Source organism: Streptomyces sp. NPDC052114 (genome assembly GCF_040680155.1).
Classification (GTDB): Bacteria; Actinomycetota; Actinomycetes; order Streptomycetales; family Streptomycetaceae; genus Streptomyces.
Window position 1 is genome coordinate 905,375 of record NZ_JBFAWC010000001.1, and the last position, 14,748, is coordinate 920,122.

A 14,748-nucleotide genomic window follows, 5' to 3' on the forward strand; every position below is an offset into this window, starting at 1 on the left:
GTGGGTCAGAGCTTGCGCGCGGTGATCAGGAGGGTGGTCGGCCACGGACCGTGACGCGGGTCGTGGAAGTCCTGTGCGGAGGTGAGCCAGAGGCCGGCGCGCGAAAGGTGCTGTTCCCAGCGCCGGGCATCGAACTCCCAGCGCACCAGCGGGAGTCGGGTGCGGTCGGGGAGGGTGACGTGATCGCGGCGGGGCCAGTCATCGATGGCTGGTCGCCGTCCCCCGCGCTGAGGGTGAGGGGTGGAGAAGGCGAGAGTGCGGCCGGGTTTGAGTCGGGCGGCGACAGCAGGCAGGAGGAGGTTCGGCGGGACGAGGCCCACTGCGCCGAAGACCGAATAGATTGCGTCGAAGTGCTCTTCGGTCGCCTGGAGGTAATGAAGGGCGTGGCCGGCGGCGAAGGTGAGGCCGGAGAGGCGGCCGTAGTGGGTGCGGGCTCGGCGGATCTGGATGTCGACGAGGTCGACGCCGGTGACGCGGGCGCCGCGGCGGGTGGCGAGATGGGCGGCGTTGTGGCCGGGGCCGCAGCCGAGTTCGAGGATGCGGCGGTGGGCAAGGTCGGTGCCGAGGATCTCCGCGCCGGGGCCGAGACCCGGCCGGGTGGTCCACTCCATCCGGGCGGGGACGGGGAGAGGCCCGGCGGGCGTGGTGACGGTGCGGTGCAGGGCGTGGGCGTGCCAGGGGGAGGGCGCTGCTGCCGTGGGCATCTAGACCTCCAGGAGCCGGAGGACGTCAGTGAGGTGGCGGCGTACGACCTTGATGTACGCAGGGTCGGTGGCAGGGTCGTTGATCCAACGGATCGCCTGCTCCATGAACCACTCCACGCTCCAGATGCGTTGCCATCCCAACGCCCATTGCGCAGGTGGGAGTTCACCGCGCCGGGCGAGAGCATCAGGCGAGCCGCCCGCAGCCACGTACTGCTCGATGAAGACGCGCAGACGGACGGGGTCGGGGTTCTCGACGGTGCCGTGCCAGCTGGCCAGGTCGAGCAGGCCGGGGCCGGTGAAGGCGCGAGCGAAGTCGAGTAGGCGCCAGGTGTTGCCATGGCCGATGTGGAGGCTGGTGGGGTGGAACTCGGAGTGCACCCAGCCGAACGGGGCGAGGTTGGCTCCGATCGCGCGGTGCGGTGCGGCCCGGGCGAGGAGGTCGAGGGCCTGCTCGATGTCGTCGGTGCCTTCGGCTACCCAGCGGTCGGCTTTGCGCAGGGCGTGGAGGTGGTCGATGGCGCGGGATGGAAGGGTACGCAGTCGCTCCTCGTCGATGAGAGAGAGCGCCGGTGCGGTGCGGGCGCCGTGCACGACGACCGCTGCCGCGACACCGTCGAGGTCGTCGGCCTCGCGGGTCGCGGCGCCGAGGTCTTCGAGGAGCAGGCCGAGCAAGCCGTCGCGTACGGCAGAGGCGTACACCTTGGGCACGGGGATGCCGAGGGTGTGTGCGAGGCGCAGGGCCTGGTCCTCGCTGTCGAAGGGGCGCTTGGCGTACTTGAAGATCGCGGTGGTGCGGTCGGGGAAGGTGACGCGTTCGACGCCGGACATCGACCACACCCGCACTGCTTCGCGGGTGGGGTGGGGGTGGCCTGTGGCGGTGCACAGGTTGTGGAGGAGCTCGGCGGTGAGGGACTCGTCCATGGGGAGTGCTCCTGGATTTCCTGTACGGGGATGAAGGCGTCCGGGGCGGGAGGAGTGCTGCGGTGGCATCCCGCCCCGGAGCCTCGTCGAAGGGCTACGCGGCCGGGTTGCCGGTCACGCGGTGGGAGTAGACCTGCTCGATCCACCCAGCCTTGAACTGGGCAAGGTCGTCACGAAAGTTGGCCATCGAAGCGCCGTAGGGCGCGACGACCCCGCCAGTCTGGTCCGGCACGGACTGGCAGCCGTGGACCAGGCGTCCACCGAGGGCAGCGTGGGCCTTGATGGACTCGATGCGGCGGTACTCGTTGAACCAGCCGCCGTGGTAGACCTCGTCGAGCAGGCCGCCCATGTCGACGTCCAGGTCGAAGACGACGGAGGTGGCGGCGGGGAAGAACCAGCACGGGCCGACGTTGGAGATGTGCCCGTCCAACTCGACCTTGTTCAGGGCCATGAGCGTGGCCGCCTCGCGCAGCACCCGCAGATGCTCGGCGGTGATCTGCGGCAGGCCGAGCGAGGCGAGGTGCTCCTCGCGGAACAGGTAGGCGTACACCTCGTACGCCGTGGCCAGGACGTGTGCGGCGTCCGAGGTGGAGCGGGCGTGCTCCTTGATGAAGTCGAGCGCGAGCTGCTCGACCGCACTCTCGGTCGTCTCGTCCACGCCCAGGAGCTGTTCCTTGACCAGCTCCCAGTCGGCGACGAGCCAGGTGTTGGACTCGAAGCGGAAGAAGTACTCGGCCGGGTCGATGGTGATGCGCCGGCCGTCGACCTGGACGCCGGACAGGCGGCTCCAGCGCTCGTCGAACGCCTCGGGCAGCACGACCGTGATGGCCGCGGTATCGATGGTGGCCACGGTGTCTCCGTTTCTCATCGGCCGGGTTCGGCACAGGAATGCCCGAACCCGTAGCGGGCGTACGGAACGTGAGGCCGCCCGGACCAGGAAGGGGGGAACCTGGATCACGGTCGATCGGAACTTGGAACCATTCCGGGCGGCTGATGATTAGTGAACCGGTCGTCACGCACAGTGGGTACGGTGTGAGGCGGCGGAAGCGGTATACGCGGTTTACAGCTCCTGATCGGGGGAGGTCGTGCCAACGCCCAACCAGCCCAACTCACTTCTGCGCGACGTGATCTCTGCCAGCGGCTGCACCTTCGACGCCCTTGCGAAGGACGTGCGCCGCATCGCTGCTGAGAACGGCGAGATCCTCCAGACCAACAAGTCCGCGATCTCTCATTGGGTCAACGGCGCACGCGAGCCGAGCGGCCGCATGGGCCAGTACCTGACCGAAGCACTGTCCCGTCGTCTGGCACGCACAGTCACACCCACGGAGATCGGCCTGCGCGGCCAGGCGGAGACGTCGGCCGCCACCGCGAACCTTGATCCAGTCGTCGCCGCAACGGAGCTGGGCCGCGCCGACGTCGACCGCCGGCGCTTCCTGGCGATCGCCGCCTTCACCACCGCCGGGGTCGCGATGCCACTCGCATACGACCACGAGGCGACCTCTCGCATGATGCGCGCCCGCACCGGGGGAGTCCTGATCGGTGTCGAAGACGTCGACGTCGTACGCCAGATCACCACCGCGTTCAGCTCCGCCGACGAACGCCTCGGCGGCGGCCACGGCCTGACGACCGTCACGGCCTACCTAGCCGACACGGCAGCCCCCATGCTCCGCGCCCGCTTCCCGAACGAAGCCTTACGCCAAGCAGCCTTCGGCGCGGTCGCCGAGCTCGCCTACCTTGCAGGCTGGAAGCACCATGACCTCGGCCAGGAAGGCGCCGCCCAGCGCTACTACCAGGTCGGCTACCAACTCGCCTGCGAAGCCGACCCGAACGGCCACGCCGCCTGGATGATGCGCGCCCTCGCCCACCAGGCCCTCAGCCTCAAGCAGCCCCACCACTGCGTCGACCTCGTCGAAGGTGCGCTCACCCGCGGACTCGGCCGCGTCGACGGCCAGACCGAAGCGCTCCTGCACATCACCCACGCTCGCGCGTACGCCGCGATCGGAGAGAAGCCCTCTGCCGCCCGCGCCCTCCTCGCAGCCGAGGACGCACTCCTCCGCGAGGACGACCCGCAGCCCAGCTACTCCCGCGTCAGCGGTCCAGCGGCCGGCACCGTCGCCAGCCACACGGCCCGCACCCTCACCGATCTGGCCGACCACCCCGGCACGGAGGTCCAACACCGAGCTGCACTCACCCGCTGGGACCCGGTCCACTACAAGCGCGTCCACGCCCTCACGTACGCCGACCTGGGCGACAGCCTTGCTGCGCAGGCCCGCGCCGACGAGGCCGTAGCCGCCTGGTCCCAGGCCCTGAACCTGATGGAAGGCATGACTTCCGGCCGCACCCGCAAGGCCATCTCGTCCCTACGCTCGCCCCTGGCGATCTACCAGCGCCGCAAGGTGCCCGGCGCCGTCGAACTTGCCCGCCGAGCCCGTGAGGTGCTCGCCTAACATGCCCAGCAACCAGGTCGACGAAGGGAACCCCGTGGCTGAGCCGACGACCGATGCCCGCCCTCAAGCTCTCAAGCCCGCCCTCGAATCCATGACCCTGCTGGTCGCGGCCGTCATCGTCCACGACAAGACCACCAACCGCGTCGTGCTGCTGCAGCGCAGCGAGAACGCCAAGTTCGCCCAGGGCATGTGGGATTTGCCGGTCGGCAAGAGTGAGCCCGGGGAGCCGATCACCCAGACCGCAGTGCGGGAGCTTTACGAAGAGACCGGGCTGACGGTTAAACCGGAGGCTCTGAAGGTTGCCCACATCATCCATGGCGCCTGGGGAGTTGAGGCACCCAACGGCTTCCTCACCGTCGTCTTCGCGGCGCACGAATGGACCGGCGAGCCCGAGAACCGCGAGCCCCGCAAGCACTCACAGGTGCGGTGGACGGATGGTGATGCCATCCCCGAAGCATTCGTGGAGACCACCGCCAGCGCCCTCCACCGCTATATGGCAGGAGGCCCGCAGGTATCTCTTGACGGCTGGGGCTAAGACGACTACTGAGTCCGAGAGCCGGGCCGATTCCACCATGGCCAGCAAAGCGATCCTATCGGGCACCAGAGGATCTCTTGAGAACCTCGTCGAGGTACGCACGTGCCATAGTCGCACGCTCGCTATCGCCCTCCGCGCGGAATGCTGGAATGGCACGAGAGAGGTCTGCAGCGGCCTCATCGAAGCGTTCCAAGCTCCGCAGAGCTACCCCACGAGCCAGCAGAGCCTTGCCTTCCTCCCAGTTGTTCCCAGCTGCTGCGAGCTCTGCCACGGCCCGGGTAAATACCCGTACCGCCTCCTCCGTATGGCCTGCGGCTGCGAGGGACGCACCAAGCTGCAGAATAGCTGGAGTTACTGCCGCCTCGTCGCCGCCTTGACTCAAAACATCGACTGAGGATGTCAATACTTCAATGGACTCATTGAACTTTCCCCATGATCGAAGCGCAGCACCACGATTGGCAAGTGACATCCCCTCTCCGAGGGCATCGCCAATCATTCGGAATGCGTTTTCTGCTCTCGTGTAGGCGTCTACGGATTCTCGGTACAAACCCAAATGAGTAAAGATGATTCCTTCGGAATGAAGGGCACTTCCTTTGCGTTTTTTGTCTCCTGCGTGCTCGAACGCGCAGGCGGCAGCAGAAAATGCCTCCACTGCTCGTTCGAGTTCCGATATCGACTGGAGGCAGGCGCCAAGATCTACTAGTGCAGTACCTTCTAGGAGGTGATCGCCCACCTCTCGGCTGTTTGCCGCGGCGCGCAGGTGAAAGTCGATAGCCTCGTGAGGTTCCCCTAGGTCCTGGAGTGTGAGGCCGAGGTTATTCAGAACCCCAGCCTCCTCGCCCTTGGAGCCCTCCGTCCTGAATATTTCGAGAGCAGATTTGAACGCCTGAAGAGCTTCGACTGGCTGGCCGGCTTCTTTTCGAGCGAGACCAAGATTTCCTAGGACTATGCCCATGCCGTAGCGATCGCCTGCCTGTTGGAGCAGGGCCAATGAGTCAGAATAGGCGTCAATCGCTTCTTCTGTTTTGCCAGCCGAACCCAAAACCTCCCCCAGGCTGGCAAGTGCCAGCCCCTCCAGGTTGTCATCCTTTGATGCTCGATACAGCTCGGCCGACGCGGAAAGGAAGGCTATAGCTTCCTCGAAGCGTCCAGTCAAGCTCATTGCGTTGCCAACCTGGGTTAGCGTGGCCGCTTCATTTCGCAGATCCCCAGATTTGTTGAATATTGATGCTGCAGTAATCAACCCACTAACGGCCTCCTCGAGTGACTTAAGTTGCGACACCGCCTTCTTTATATTATTAGCCGCATCCTCGGTGAGGGACTTGTTCCCAGCCCTATTGGCGGCGGCCGCCGCCGTGTATGAAACAGCGAAGAAGTCGTCCGTGTAGCGGAATTTTTGCAGAAAGTTAGCCAGTTCACTTGCGAGAATGCAGGAATCCTTGTATCGGCCGGCCTTAGTGGATAGCCCTACGGCCAGGACCAGGTTAGAACGCTCTGCCTCAAGCCATCTGAAGGCATCGCTCTTTCTCTTGAAGTAACGAGAAGGTGCGAGATCAGTAACCAGATAGGACGATGCGGCACGTGTTCCGTGGATGTAGTGGTCCAGTAGTCGGCCCAATGCAATGCTGCGCTGATCGTCAATCTGGGATTCTCTACCGAGACTATCGGCATAGAGGCGAACCAGGTCATGAAGTCGCCACCTGCCCCAGACGTCTCCCGGTTCAACGAGGTGCATCCTTGCTAGATCTTCGAGCATTCGTTCAGCCGCTGACTCCTCAATATCGGCCAGGTGTGCTGCGGCTGCACTTGAGATATCCGCACCAGGATTGATTGGGATTAGACGAAATAGGCGGGCCTGGTCTCTGGTAAGTCTCCGATATGACATATCAAACGCGGCCGCGACTTTCCTTGTGCCACGTTCAAGGTGCCCGAGCCGCGTGTGGGCCTGAGACAGATCCCGTTTCAGCGAAGACAAAGGTCGATCGGGGAAATCGGCCAAGAGGGCGCCGCAAATCTGCAACGCTATCGGGAGATGCCCGCAGAGTTGAGAAATTTCTTTAGCGGTAGCTAGATCCTCTGTCACGCGAACGTCGCCACTGCCGTTAATTGTCTGCAGCACCTTTTGTAGAAGTTCGACCGATATTTTTGAGGGCAGAACTCCAAGGTTGTGGCGGCGGGCACTTAGGTCCAGACTGTCACGTGATGTAATCAGAACTGAATTGACTCCATCGCTCGGGAGTAGCGCCTGCACCTGATCAGTCGATGACGCGTTGTCGATGATCACGAGGATTCGACGTCCATGCTTTGCGTACGCTGCAAGTGCAGCACGAAATAGTCTGGATCTTTCTTCGAGTCCGTGAGGAATACGCTCGGGAGGGATAGCTAGGGCTCGGAGGAAGCCAGCCAAGGACTGTTCGGCAGTGATAAACCGATCTCCGTCATAGCCGTGAACGTCGGCAAATAGGACACCACCAGCGAACTGCTGATCGCGTTGAGCTCGACAGGCTAACTGCAGCGCAATTTCCGTCTTCCCTGCTCCAGGTAGTCCTGATATTAGTTGAGGGATGGCCTCGCGCTCTGGCGACAGAGCACGCGTCAACTCTTGCAGTTCATTCTCGCGCCCGGAGAAGAATGCGGAACCGGGAGGGGGGCCTGCAAGGGCTGGATTGATCTCGCGTGGTAGTTGGACAGTAATGTCCCGACCTTGGATCACAGCATTTAGAAATAGTCCGTCAGAGATGGAATTAAAGACTGAATCTCTGGGCGTGTTGGGTTCCCGCTCCAAGCTACTCACGCCTCGCGATCACTCGTCGGCGTATCTGATGTGGAGAAGGAGAACCCATTCATGTCCCGGCCTTGGATTACTGGCCCGTGCTGGGTGCCACCACTGATGGTGCTGCTTACGTTGCCCGGGGCAAGGTGCGCTTGTCGGGCCTGCTCCTCCCAGGCGTACAGCCCGTGACGAAAGTCCACATCACGCTCGGCGCGCCCGACAAGTGCAGCAATGAGTGCCTCGGCGAGCTGCGGGCTGGCGGGATGCCGACGAAAGGCTTCGAGCTCAACCTCACCTGTAGCGATGTTTGCGTTTTCCCCGGTCGACCCGGAGGGGCGTCGCACCAAGGTCACGAGCCGGGTGAAAATCTGTCTGCCGGCCTCGCCTCCAGCGCCTCCAGCGAGCGCCAATAGGATTCCGGTAGATATCGGTTCCATCGATCCCCCTTTGTGTCTGCCATTCATTGGTATCGCTCATCGTTCCAGAGCAGAGATGCCGATGGGGTTGCATCGATAGTTTCTAGTGATATGTGGCGAATCTTCCGCTTCTCGGGCTTACCCCTTTGCCTCGCAGTCGCGGCAGTGTGTCTAGGGTTGTGACCAACCGTTGGCGAAGTCGGCCTGTCCATCGAGCCATTGGCGCTGTTGCTCAGAGGCAAAGGCGGGGTTGCCGCGGAGATGATCGAGTGCGGTCACCCAACGGACCCAGATCCTGCTGGCGGCAATGAAGGGGCCAGCGTGGTCGGTGCCGATTTGGGCGTCCAGACGCAGTAGCGCGCCGAGTGCTTCCGGTTGGTCGTAACGGAGTTCATGCTGGGGCAGGTAACGCTCGAGGTAAGCGGTCAGGATCTCGGCATCCTTGTGAGTGCCCAGCCGTGCTAGGGCAAAGCAGTAGCCCTTGCCGGCCTAGCAGACTTCACTGGCCAAGAGCAGCTCGGCGATGCGGGGGCGGAACTCGGCTCGGCGGGCGACGCCAACAAGCCAGGCCGCAGTGAGCCGGGAGCGCCACTCGTACGCGAAGAGTGCCTCCAGCTCGGCATAGGTGATCGCCTTGGCGTCGTCGATCATGCGGCGGGTGAAGCGTCAGCGAACGGCGCCTCCCAGACGGACGTATCTGCCGCTGAGCCGTTCTCCGTATCGGCCGAGCGGCGCGGTGCGTCCCCGGCCTGTCGTGACGTAGCGATCGATGACGTCCTTGTGGCTGGCCTCCGCCGGGTGCCGGAACGGCAACTTGATCACCCTTCAGCGAGTGGGAGATGCTGACGCCAGAAAGTCGGGAGCCACCAGCAGAGCACTGAACGGTCGTCCCGGCCAAGGGGCGCGGCTCGCGGCGTCACAGTCCTCGAAAAGAGTCATGGGATAGGTGACGGGGCGCCAGGCTGGATCAAGCAGCTCGTCCGCGGTCGACGGGCGGACATGGGCCGAGCCGTACTGGTCACAGGCGCCAGAATCCGGATAGTTGCGCTGTGCCTCGATCAGTGAGGTTTGGTTGGCTCCGCCGGTCATTGTCGGCCACCGGAACTGCACCCGTCGTCTTCCCAGAAGCAGACGGGGCAGATGTCCTACGAGTCGGGCGTCTCATCGAGTACGCGGTGCCTGCAGAGGGGTAAGGGCTACTCACCTGTGCAGTCTGATGGACGTGCCACTGAGGCGCCATGAAGTTTCGGCGGTTACTCGGCAGACCTGCGCGAGCGATGAGCGAACGGACGGGGCACCTCGGGTGGGGCCACGCGATAGAACGAGTGAGGCCGCCACTCCGATGGGAGTGGCGGCCTCACTGTTGCTGACGCTACGTCAGTGAATCAGTCGAGCGGTGCACACGCGGTGCACAAGAGGGCGGAAATCAAGTGGCAACAGCGAGCACTGCTGAGCAGTGTTTTCGCAGGTCAACGCTTGCTTCCAAGAACCCTCCCAGGTCGCCCGGACCTGATCTTTAGATGTCGAAGAACTGATGCGCCGGATCGGCTGCCTCGGGCTTCGCGATCAGGCACGCCGATGACCAGCGGGGGAGCGGTTGTTGCGGGTCGTTGGCGGTCGACCTGGGGCGCCCTTGGACGGCCCACAGGCGGCCCAGCGTGGTCTCGCTAGCTCCGACCGTGCGTCTTGCGTTCCAGCTCGTTCAGTCGGTTGAGAGCCGTTCGCACATCGAGTTGCGCGACGTTTGCCAGATCCGCCATTTGCTGCATTAGTTCGAGATCGCGGGCATCCTGCAGGGCAGATTCCCGTTGCTGGCGTACCTCTTCAACCCCGCCGAGGAAGCGCAGCTTGGTACGGGGAGGCGGAGCTAGCGCGAAAATCTGCGCCCATGCCTCGGCTAGTCGGTTCAGGGACAGCTTGAGTGTTGGGTCATCCCGGCGGTTGGCTGCGTCCTGAAGGGCTCGGCTCGTCTCGCGGCGCTCTTCGTGCTGGAACCAGTCTGACCGGCGGCCACCAGAGGTGACAGCGTCCAGCAGAACTCGGAAGTCGGTGAGCTGCTTGCGTACTTCCTCTGCCTCGGGCCCAAGGGCGAGTTGGTGACGACGCAGCCATACCTTGCGGGTCCCAGCACCTAAGGTCCACACGAACGCGAGCCAGCCAGGAACAAACTTGGGCCAATCAGTCCACCATGGGTCAGCAGCTGCAGTAACCATGACGCGAGTGTGCCGATTGCAGCTCTGGAGGGCGGTCGATTCAGCCAATCGGCCTGAAAGGGCCAGTGGTGACCGGCGAGGGTGACGGTGGAGCTACTAGTGATCTTCTTGTTTCTAGCCTCAGATTCCGGATCGCTCACGTGTGTCGAATGTCTGTTCGCGCGAATGTTCCACTAGTTGAACCAGTTCCTTAACGCCCACTTTTATGGTACAAAGCCACTTACATCTACCGGGGGGTGTGATGGCTATGGCGGAGAAGGCTCCGGCGCTGCGTTTCAACTGCTTCCTGCTCAGGGAGGGGCTCGGGTCATACAAGGAGGCCCTGAGGTCCCAGTACCGCCCAGGTAACCAGAACGGAATGCGAGAACTGGATTCCTCGCCTCTGGCCCCAGATGGTTGCGTGGCGTACCTGAAAGACATGTCGGAGAAGACTCCTGCTTGGGCTAAGCAGCTAGCCCCTATATTCTCGGAACTGCAAACAATACTGAACGTCTCGAACAGGCTGGTTGTATTCCTTCCCGTATCAGGGCGCACCTTTGCGATCTGCTTCGGGTATGGGAGTTCCACCCTTGAGTGGTCATGGGTGGAGGCGAACTTTGGCCTAAAGTTCGCCGCTCGTCGGTTCGACAGTAAAGAGATGAGTGGGATTGGTAGTCGCAGAATTGATGCGGCGGCCCGGTCTCAGTGGGTGCAAATTCCGACTAATTCGGCTATCGGTGACTTCGAGATCGAGCTGGACGGCGAGTTCACTCGGAAGCTTGTAGGCAAGCTAAATGATGGCGTTGCATTTCCTGACCTCGGAGCCGTCGTTGCCACAGATTCAGTTTCCTTCAAGCTGGACACGGACCTAAACAAGGTCCGTGATGTATTGGCGAAGATGCTCGAAACGACGGAGAATTCTACAGCGAGCAAGGACCTTGCTTTCATTGATTCGCTGGAACCCTTGAGGCTCAAAAGCGAAATAGTCAAGGACCTGGAAAAGCTACTTGTTGATGAGTTGTTCGGAACTCGCGCCCGCAAGCCGCAGGGGACTCCTCTCGATCACCTCGCTGTTAGCGCATTGACTGTCCATGTCCTCTCCTTCGCGCCGCCGGACGATGTGTCGGTAGAGGATATTCACGACTTTGTTATCTACAAGGGTGACCTTGAAGAAGTTTTCGAGGTAATGCACATAGACGCGCTCCGTGCCGCCCTGGCGAAATTCCCAGGTAAGTTCGGGGTGTCGAGTCTTGCGGGTATTAAAATTCAGGCCCGCGACTCCAATGGTGAGCCTGCTAGTCTCGCCAAGCCGCTCAAGAGTTGGGTAGTATTCGAAGCCGGTGATCAGAATAGGCGTTATCTTCTGACGCTTGGTAAGTGGTACGCCTTGGCGGAAGCCTACACGGAGAAGTTGGATCAGGATCTCGCGCGGATTGACGATGTCACCCATATTCTGCAGCTAATAACCTGGGACGACTGGGGGCCGCAACAGAATTGGGAGAAGCACTTCAATAAGAAGGCGGCCGACGGTCGCACCGATCTGGTCTGTCTGGATAGGCATAAGCTCTATTCTGATGGTGACGAGGTTGAGTCTTGCGACTTGCTGCACTCCGATGGCTACTTGATACACGTAAAGCCATACTCAGGGAGTCAGACGCTCAGTCATCTGTTCTCGCAGGGGTTCGTTTCGGCGCAAACACTAATCTCGGACGCTGAATATCGAGATGACTTTGTAGAGGCAGTGCGATCAATGAACATCGACCTCGCCGAAGTGGCATCTCATCTTCCTCCTAAGTTCGTCACCTATGCCATTGCGTTTGATGGCAAGCAAAAGCTGCCCCAAGACCTACCGACTTTCAGTAAGGTGAATCTACGCAGCTTCAGTAAGCGGATCAGGCTGCTCGGATCGGTTCCCACGCTTGCCCGAATACAAATGACGTTCAAGAAGAGCAAGTAGAAGGTACCCCTCAGGTGCCCGAGATGTGACCTGGCGGCCTGCGAGAGGAACCTAGACGGGAAGGGGATGAAGTGTGGGTGCTGACTGGTGGGCGCGGGGAGTCGCCATTGGCGCTGCGAGTGCAGCAACCGCCAACGTGCTCTTTACGGGCATGACGTATCGGTGAGTCAGACCCAGGGTGAAGGTGCGGCTATGGCGTGCCGGTGTGAGAACCGGTACGGAGAGGAGCCCCGAAGCCAGTGATTACCTGTTCATCCTGAGATTCACTAACGATGGTACGAACCCTGTTTCGGTAGAGCGTATTGAGTTGGTGTCATATCCCAAGTGGTTCCGTACCAAGAATTTTGAATACGTCAAACGCAAAAGGTACGAGGCGGCCGACCCAGAGCGCCCTTTGGTTCCCGCTGTCGACGGGACTACGGCTCGGTTCTATCTGCCCACGGGACGCTTGGCCGAAAGTAAAGAACGCGAACACCTTAGGTTCCGGGTGCTGCTGTCCAACGGTGAGACAGCCGTTAGTCCCAAGCTCACGGCTGACGAGTGGCTGTTGCCGGACGGATAGAGGCAGAGGGTGTCCGGCGTGGTCTGCCGCGAACTACATCGGTGCGGGACTGCGCCGTTCGATGAGGCCGACAAGGTTTGCCAGGCTGTGTCTGTCCCTTGGGCGATCCGAGGACCTGGAAATGAGACCCGGACACTATGTCCGGGTCTCATTCTCGTGTGCCCGGCAAGCTCGTACAAGCAGAGACGAAGCACCGGGAGTGGCTACCCCCCGCCTGACCGGCTCTGTAACGTGAAGATGCCCCTACCATCAGCAGGAGGCAGCACCCCATGCGTGGTCTTGGAGATCACCTCAGCATCGGCGAGCGCATTGCGTTCTACCGGAAGCGTCGCGGCTATACGCAAGAGGTGCTGGCCGGACTGGTCGGCCGTAGCACTGATTGGCTCGCGAAGGCGGAGACCGGCCGCAGGAAACCGCCGCGGATCGACATGCTCGCCGAGTTGGCGCGCATCCTGCGCGTGCCACTGGGCGACCTGCTTGGTCAGACCCTTCTGGTGGAGGACGAGAAGCACCAAGACGACGTACCCGCCGTACGAGACGCGCTCATGAGCCCCCGTCGGCTCTCACGCCTGCTCTTCGGGCCTGAGGCGGATGTTCAGCTCCCCACTCCTGCCCCTGTGGCGGTGCGTGTCGAGCAGGCTTGGAACGACTATCAGGGCGGTCGGCTCGGCAGCGTGATCGCGGCCCTTCCGGCGCTTCTCCAGACCGCACAGGAGCTGGAGGACCGTGCGGGACGCCGCGGAGAGGACCGCCGCGACTGCTGGGCAGTCTCTGCCCGAACGCACCACCTTGCGGCCACGACCCTCGCGAAGATCGGAGAGTCCGACGTCTCATGGCTGGCCGCGGAGCGCGCGATGCGGGCGGCGGACGAGGCCGACGATCCACTGGTGCTTGCCTCCGCAGCACGGTCCGGCACGCACGCGCTGCTCGCCAACGGCCGCTACGAGGCCGCGATGGAGCTGGGCAACACGACGGCGACGTGGTTGGCCTCCCAGGTAGCGGAAAGCGATCCGTCTGCGCTGAGCTTGCTCGGGATGATCCACCTACGTGCCGCCGTGGCAGCGGCTCGGCACCAGGACCGCCCGACTGCGGCCAGCCTCCTGAACCGTGCCGAGGAACTCGCTGACGATCTCGGTTCAGATGAGAACTACTGGCAAACCGGCTTCGGGCCCACGAACGTGATCCTCCACCGACTTTCGATCGAGCTTGACCTGGACAACGTGTCGTACGTGGTGGAGAACGGCCGGATCGACGTCGACCACATGCCGCAGGAGCGCAGCGTCTCGCACCGCATCGACTACAGCCGCGCGCTCTCCCTCGCTGGGCACGGCGACGAGGCATTCACCGAGCTGCGTACCGCCGAACGCACGGCGCCGCAGCTCGTGCGCAACAATCCCAGGGTGCGCGAGACGCTGCGGGACCTGATCAAACAGTCACCCGTGAGTGGCGGCTCCCGCTCTTCTGAGGTGTTCGTGATGGCTCAACGGTGCAGGGCGGTGCAGTGAGTTCGAGCAAGCGCGGGGTTCTGGGAGTCGTCGGTTCGGCGGCCGGCGGGGTGGAGTCGCTCCGTACCGGCCTGGTCGAGCCCGCGATGGAACGTGGGTGGCAGGTGGCCGTGACGCTGACACCGACGGCGGGAATCTGGCTTCGGATGAACGGCGAGGCCGAACGGTTGGAGAAGCTGACCGGCCTATCCGTCCGTGACGAACCGCGCCTCCCCGGCGAGGCCCGACCACACCCAGCCGGTGACTGCTACGTCGTGGCTCCAGCGTCGGCCAACATGGTCGCGAAGCTCGCGAGCGGCCTCATGGACAACCAGGCTCTGACGCAGGTGGGTGAAGCCATCGGGACTATCGGCTTGCCGGTTGTCGTCTTCCCCCGCGTGAACGCGGCGCACGCTCGCCACCCGGCGTGGCAGCGTCACATCGAAGCCTTGCGGGAAGCCGGTGTCCGGCTGGTCTACGGGCCGGAGGTATGGCCGCTGTATGAGCCCCGGGACGCGCTGCCAGGGCGGGAACTTCCATGGGCTGCAGTGCTGGATGCCGTGGATGAAGTCACCCGGTGACGAATCGTCAACACCCCTGACCTGCAAGGAAAGGGGACCCGGACAGTCTGTCCGGGTCCTCTGTCGTTCGCGGTCTCATGCTCATTTGCATGCGAGGGATCAATGAGGGAAAGAACGAGCTAGCGGGCCTCACTTCCGTTGAACTCGCGCTGATCAAAGCGAGTTTGGGCGAGGCG

The 14,748-nt window shown here is 62.8% G+C and carries 12 protein-coding genes and 1 pseudogene; 5 read left to right on the top strand and 8 right to left on the bottom strand.

Features of this window, described 5'->3' with window-relative positions:
* Window positions 1-5: 5 nt before the first annotated feature.
* The 3 genes from AB0L89_RS03845 to AB0L89_RS03855 form a co-directional block, all read right to left on the bottom strand.
* Window positions 6-704, bottom strand: coding sequence for a class I SAM-dependent methyltransferase (locus AB0L89_RS03845; RefSeq protein ID WP_365133681.1), 699 nt, complete (start codon window positions 702-704; stop codon window positions 6-8).
* Window positions 705-1,625, bottom strand: a complete 921-nt coding sequence (locus AB0L89_RS03850) for an aminoglycoside phosphotransferase family protein (RefSeq protein WP_365133684.1) — start codon at window positions 1,623-1,625, stop codon at window positions 705-707. It abuts the gene before it with no gap.
* A 94-nt stretch (window positions 1,626-1,719) separates the two neighbouring features.
* On the bottom strand, window positions 1,720-2,475 hold the full coding sequence (locus AB0L89_RS03855) for a hypothetical protein (protein WP_365133687.1): 756 nt from the start codon (window positions 2,473-2,475) through the stop codon (window positions 1,720-1,722).
* A gap of 235 nt (window positions 2,476-2,710) precedes the next feature.
* Between AB0L89_RS03855 and AB0L89_RS03860 the strand changes: the two genes are divergently transcribed.
* Both AB0L89_RS03860 and AB0L89_RS03865 read left to right on the top strand, forming a co-directional pair.
* Window positions 2,711-4,072, top strand: a complete 1,362-nt coding sequence (locus AB0L89_RS03860) for a tetratricopeptide repeat protein (RefSeq protein ID WP_365133690.1) — start codon at window positions 2,711-2,713, stop codon at window positions 4,070-4,072.
* Window position 4,073: 1 nt separating this feature from the next.
* Window positions 4,074-4,607 (top strand): NUDIX domain-containing protein, encoded by a 534-nt coding sequence (locus AB0L89_RS03865; RefSeq protein WP_365133692.1) that lies wholly within the window; start codon window positions 4,074-4,076, stop codon window positions 4,605-4,607.
* A 55-nt stretch (window positions 4,608-4,662) separates the two neighbouring features.
* On the opposite strand, the gene AB0L89_RS03870 is transcribed toward AB0L89_RS03865, so the two are convergent.
* From AB0L89_RS03870 to AB0L89_RS03890, 5 genes and pseudogenes are all read right to left on the bottom strand, one after another.
* Window positions 4,663-6,891: a tetratricopeptide repeat protein gene (locus AB0L89_RS03870; protein WP_365133695.1), complete on the bottom strand. Its 2,229-nt coding sequence runs from the start codon at window positions 6,889-6,891 to the stop codon at window positions 4,663-4,665.
* Window positions 6,892-7,397: 506 nt separating this feature from the next.
* The gene (locus tag AB0L89_RS03875) at window positions 7,398-7,817 is read right to left on the bottom strand and encodes a hypothetical protein (protein ID WP_365133698.1); all 420 of its coding nucleotides are present in this window, start codon (window positions 7,815-7,817) and stop codon (window positions 7,398-7,400) included.
* Between the two features lie 150 nt (window positions 7,818-7,967).
* Window positions 7,968-8,450 (bottom strand): annotated as a pseudogene (locus AB0L89_RS03880) (DUF6000 family protein); the annotation flags it as partial.
* A gap of 171 nt (window positions 8,451-8,621) precedes the next feature.
* Window positions 8,622-8,885, bottom strand: coding sequence for a CPCC family cysteine-rich protein (locus AB0L89_RS03885; RefSeq protein WP_365133700.1), 264 nt, complete (start codon window positions 8,883-8,885; stop codon window positions 8,622-8,624).
* A 578-nt stretch (window positions 8,886-9,463) separates the two neighbouring features.
* The gene (locus tag AB0L89_RS03890) at window positions 9,464-10,009 is read right to left on the bottom strand and encodes a hypothetical protein (protein ID WP_365133703.1); all 546 of its coding nucleotides are present in this window, start codon (window positions 10,007-10,009) and stop codon (window positions 9,464-9,466) included.
* A gap of 247 nt (window positions 10,010-10,256) precedes the next feature.
* On the opposite strand from AB0L89_RS03890, the gene AB0L89_RS03895 reads away from it, so the two are divergent.
* From AB0L89_RS03895 to AB0L89_RS03905, 3 genes are all read left to right on the top strand, one after another.
* Window positions 10,257-11,945, top strand: coding sequence for a DUF6119 family protein (locus AB0L89_RS03895; RefSeq protein ID WP_365133705.1), 1,689 nt, complete (start codon window positions 10,257-10,259; stop codon window positions 11,943-11,945).
* Window positions 11,946-12,776: 831 nt separating this feature from the next.
* Complete coding sequence (locus tag AB0L89_RS03900; RefSeq protein ID WP_365133708.1) at window positions 12,777-14,012, top strand: helix-turn-helix domain-containing protein; 1,236 nt, start codon at window positions 12,777-12,779, stop codon at window positions 14,010-14,012.
* Window positions 14,009-14,572, top strand: a complete 564-nt coding sequence (locus tag AB0L89_RS03905) for a flavoprotein (protein WP_365133711.1) — start codon at window positions 14,009-14,011, stop codon at window positions 14,570-14,572. Before AB0L89_RS03900 ends, AB0L89_RS03905 begins: the two co-directional genes overlap by 4 nt.
* The last annotated feature ends 176 nt before the right edge of the window (window positions 14,573-14,748 follow it).